Origin of the sequence: Dialister sp., assembly GCF_036343215.1 — a bacterium.
GTDB lineage: Bacteria > Bacillota > Negativicutes > Veillonellales > Dialisteraceae > Dialister.
Genome location: NZ_JAZASU010000128.1, coordinates 1 through 4,068, shown reverse-complemented (window position 1 = coordinate 4,068; position 4,068 = coordinate 1). Strand labels below are relative to the sequence as shown.

The following is a 4,068-nucleotide window of genomic DNA, read 5'->3' as shown; positions in this document are numbered from 1 at the left end:
GTCCTTATTTTGTTGCCATTACCCTTTCAAGGGGGGATGGACCTTTTCGGCGGCCAAAGGCCGCCTTTTCCTTTACCTGCCCTCTCAGCGCTTTGCGCAGCTCTCCCGAGGGAGAGCACTTGCTGGACGATAGAGGCAATTGTGCCAGAGATGTTTTGGCAGTTAGTCTTGAATGTGCCGTGTAAATTTCAGGACTAATAGCGAACCACTTTCATGCCCGATGACTCTGGCGGTAAGTAAGTGCTTCCCCTCGGGGAAGCTGGCCCGAAGGGCCTGAAAGGGCAGGGAATAGAATCCCGGCGGCCTTTGGCCGCCAGATATGCCAACCTTCCCTGGATAGGGAAGGTGCCCGAAGGGCGGATGGGATGATTGATGCGTCCTTGCACATGTGCACCAAAAGCTCTTTCGTAGGGAAGCATTCATCTTCCCCCCCTGTCGCCTTTCGGCCGCTCCGCGGCTTTTTAAAAAACACCACGACAAAAAGCCACAAGGGTTTCCCGGCCCCTCGTGGCTTCTTATTCTGCTGTACTATTCACACATTCCTTTGTTGTTCATCATCAGTCTACATGGTACCATATAGTTTCGAGCTCCGTGATCTTCCCTTCCGCCTTCTCTGAGAATGGCCGTGGCGGAGCGTACGGTCGATTTCCTTTGCTCTGTATGTATAGTAGCAAAAAAGCGGATTTGTATCATTAGAAATTTATTAAACTTTTCCATAAAAAGAAATACCCCATGAATTGACAACTTCCTTTCTTTCTGCTATCCTGTTTTCAATACAGCCCTTTCCCGCCGCCGGGTGGGAGGATCAGCGCTTTGCTCTGGCCATCAGGTACATCTTCGGATGAAGGTCAGGCAGGCGCTTTTATTTTCAGGAGGAATTATGGGCGAACTTTTCAATTACTGGTGGCCCGTCTTCATGATTGTGGGAGGCGACGTGCTTTACCAGATCTGCGCGAAAAAAATGGCGAAAAAAGGAAATCCCATCGCTGCCCTGGGACTCCTTTATTTCTCAAGCGCCATCCTCTGCGCCATCCTTTTCGAACTTTTCGTCCCGGGGGGTGGTATTTTTCAGGCCATACTGCAATCTCCTGCCGGCGCCATCATCATGGGTATTTCCATGGTAGGTCTGGAAATAGGAGCCATTTATATCTATGTAAACGGCTGGGCCATGAATGTGGGATTTACCGTTTATACATCCCTCATCGTCATCGCCCTCCTCCTCTTTGGCACTTTCTTTTACGGTGAACCCCTGTCCCTGCAGCAGATTCTTGGCTGCATCGTGGCCTCCATCGGCACTTTTATGATTGTGAGGTAGGAAATATGTGGAAATTATGGTGGCCCATCCTTCTCCTGGTGGGCGCAAGCGTAGGCTATCAGGCCGGAGCAAAAGAAAGCGCAGGAGGCATGCATCCTCTGGCCGCTCTGGTGGTCACTTATTTCGTGGCATCCATCCTTTCCATTCTCTGCTATTTCCTCATGGAAAGAAAAAAGAGCCGGGTGAAAGACCTTCTCGAATTCCAGCCAGCCGCCCTGGGCCTTGCCTTTTCCATCGTGGCCATAGAAATAGGAACCATTTTTCTCTACAAAGCCGGCTGGCCCGTCAATATTTCCTTCATCGTCTATAATTCCATCATCGTCTGTGTCCTTCTCCTCCTTTCCTACTTCGTGTACCATGAAAAGAAGCTGAGCAAAAGACAGGCCCTGGGCATTATAGTCTGCGGAATCGGGGTAGGGATGATCATGTTTTGATGACAGTTTACGTCGAAGAATCAATCCTGTTGAAGAAACTTTTGAATCGGGAATCTCGGGACTATCGGGAGTAGTTTAGGGACTATCGGGAAGGTAGCGCCTTTAATCATGAAGGCGCCTTTTTTATGGAAATAAAAAGCGCCCACATGGGCGCTGCCTTTATCAGAGATTTCTTATTTTTCGCTGACTACTTTCTTTTCAGGGCTGATTTCAGGATAAGCTCTATAATCTGGAGCAGTGTATGGATAACTTTTTTCATACGCTGCTTCCGGCGCGATATCTATTTCCCCATTATTCCAGGTAATTACGCCATGAAAAAGGGCCGGATGAGAAACAACATCTTCATTTTCCAGTGCTTTGAAAGCTGAACCTTTTAATTCTGTCGTATCCAGAAGCCGCTCCTCACCAGTAGAAAAAGTAACCAGAAGAATTCCACCGCGAAGAGCTTTCACAGCCTTCACTTTCAGCCCCTCCTCAGGAGAGCCTGCATAGCAGATATCATCAACGATATACATAAAAGCACCTCATTTCATGGGTGGAATCTTATCAAAATGCTCACCCTGTACCGCTTTATTCCAGGCCCTATATGCTTCCTCTTCATGGAATGCAAGCCAGCCAATAACCATTCGAAGTTGTTTTCTGGGAATGGATCCCGCTAATAATTCACCATCTATTGCTATAACCGCTTCGTAGTCACCATAATAAACATGGACATGTGGTTTATTATGCTGTCCTACATCATAAAAAAGAAGATAAATTACCATTCCTGCAAATCGGCTTAACTCAGGCATATCCTTCATCTCCTTTCAAATTTTATCTTAAAGTATTTTCTCCCAAATCGCAAGAATATTAAAAAGTTTATGTTAAATTTTTAATAAAAAATAGCGCCCGCAAGGGCGCCACCTTCACTGCGAACTGTGAACTGCTAACTGATAACTTTTATATTTCCAGCCTTGAAAAAGAATGGCCGGAAAGTCATCCAATCAAAAGTCATCCAATCAGATACATATACAGCGGTATAAAGAATACCCCCATGACGATGGTGACACAATTGATTTCCGTAGCGTATTCAGAATCCGCTCCTACGGATTTCGCCAGAAGGGTCATATTGGACATAGCCGGCATTCCGGCCTGCATGAAAAATACATCGGCTGAAAGAGGTGTCACCGGAATAAAAGGCAGGAGCGCCATCAGGCAGAGAGGGGCCAGGATGAAACGGCCCAGGCAGGCGCCCAGAAGTTCCCTGTCCCAGCGGAAAGAAGAAAAAGGCATATGGCTCACCTGAAGACCGATAACAATGAGAGCTGTAGGCGTCGCGATACCTCCCACATACCGGCAGGCATCCATAACAGGTTTCGGTATGGAAATACCCAGCATGATAAGAATCAGGGAAAGCACAAAACCCATGAGCGGCGGAGAAGCAAATTTCGAAGCCATTTCCTTTGGCGTAAAAGACTGACTGGCCCCGGCATCCTTAATGATGAGAAAAGCTCCCAGCGTCCAGAACATGGTGGTATTTGCCACATAATACAGCATCACTGCCGGCACACTTTCCTCTCCGAAAAGAGCCATATTCACCGGAAGCCCGATAAAAATCGCATTGGCAATGCAGCAGGTCGTCACAAAGACACCCATCCTGCTCCGGCGGATATGAAGGATTTTCGCCAGCACATACCCTGCCAGCCAGGCCACAAAAATGGAAAGAAAAGGCAGCACCAGATCCGGAGCCATGGAAATCAGGGCATCCCGGTCAAAACGGCTGCACATGGAATAAATCATGAAAGGTGGAAGACCGATGGTCATGGTAAATTTCGTCAGATCCCGGTCCGCATCCTTCCAGAACCATCCCTTCTTCCCGAAGAAATAGCCCACCGCCACGATCAGCACAATCTCAAAAATTCCCGCCAGCCCCTGAAGAATCGCATTCATAGATATCTATCGCACTTTCTATATAGAATAAATAACCTGTAATTCATAAAGATTCTATCACAAATCGAAACATGTATAAAGTCATGGATGCAGAAGAACCCCGCATGTCCCCGCATAGAAGTTCCGAGTTTCGAGATACCCGCCTGGATGGATAGGATGATTGATGTTTTCCCGGCACTACAATTGCATAGCACATACGAGAAAATCCGTCAGCACGATACAGGCCCCACCTTTCCTGGGATGGAAAGGTGGGGGTGTACAAAAATAAAAATCATTATTTAAAAACTTTAGGGGAAATAGTTATCAGTTATTAGTTATCAGTTCGCAGTTATGGTGGCCGCCTTTTTATAGGGGAGGCGGCCCTTTTATATAAGGATTTAAACATTCTCC

Annotated in this window: 5 protein-coding genes; 2 read left to right on the top strand and 3 right to left on the bottom strand. The window is 47.1% G+C overall.

Features of this window, described 5'->3' with window-relative positions; all coding sequences use genetic code 11:
• Positions 1-880: 880 nt before the first annotated feature.
• Complete coding sequence (locus tag VZT47_RS09580) at positions 881-1,315, top strand: EamA family transporter (RefSeq protein ID WP_330224742.1); 435 nt, start codon at positions 881-883, stop codon at positions 1,313-1,315.
• A 5-nt stretch (positions 1,316-1,320) separates the two neighbouring features.
• Positions 1,321-1,749, top strand: coding sequence for an EamA family transporter (locus VZT47_RS09575; protein WP_330224741.1), 429 nt, complete (start codon positions 1,321-1,323; stop codon positions 1,747-1,749).
• Positions 1,750-1,922: 173 nt separating this feature from the next.
• On the opposite strand, the gene VZT47_RS09570 is transcribed toward VZT47_RS09575, so the two are convergent.
• From VZT47_RS09570 to VZT47_RS09560, 3 genes are all read right to left on the bottom strand, one after another.
• Positions 1,923-2,264, bottom strand: a complete 342-nt coding sequence (locus VZT47_RS09570) for a DUF2442 domain-containing protein (protein ID WP_330224740.1) — start codon at positions 2,262-2,264, stop codon at positions 1,923-1,925.
• A 9-nt stretch (positions 2,265-2,273) separates the two neighbouring features.
• Entirely contained in the window at positions 2,274-2,540 is a 267-nt protein-coding gene (locus tag VZT47_RS09565) for a DUF4160 domain-containing protein (RefSeq protein ID WP_330224739.1), read from the bottom strand.
• Positions 2,541-2,739: 199 nt separating this feature from the next.
• Positions 2,740-3,678 (bottom strand): AEC family transporter, encoded by a 939-nt coding sequence (locus VZT47_RS09560; protein ID WP_330224738.1) that lies wholly within the window; start codon positions 3,676-3,678, stop codon positions 2,740-2,742.
• Positions 3,679-4,068 lie beyond the last annotated feature (390 nt).

Bases quoted from the DNA above. Each gene is read 5' to 3' on its own strand.
- VZT47_RS09565 (WP_330224739.1), bottom strand. From the start codon at position 2,540: ATGCCTGAGTTAAGCCGATTTGCAGGAATGGTAATTTATCTTCTTTTT.
- VZT47_RS09575 (WP_330224741.1), top strand. From the start codon at position 1,321: ATGTGGAAATTATGGTGGCCCATCCTTCTCCTGGTGGGCGCAAGCGTA.
- VZT47_RS09570 (WP_330224740.1), bottom strand. From the start codon at position 2,264: ATGTATATCGTTGATGATATCTGCTATGCAGGCTCTCCTGAGGAGGGG.
- VZT47_RS09560 (WP_330224738.1), bottom strand. From the start codon at position 3,678: ATGAATGCGATTCTTCAGGGGCTGGCGGGAATTTTTGAGATTGTGCTG.
- VZT47_RS09580 (WP_330224742.1), top strand. From the start codon at position 881: ATGGGCGAACTTTTCAATTACTGGTGGCCCGTCTTCATGATTGTGGGA.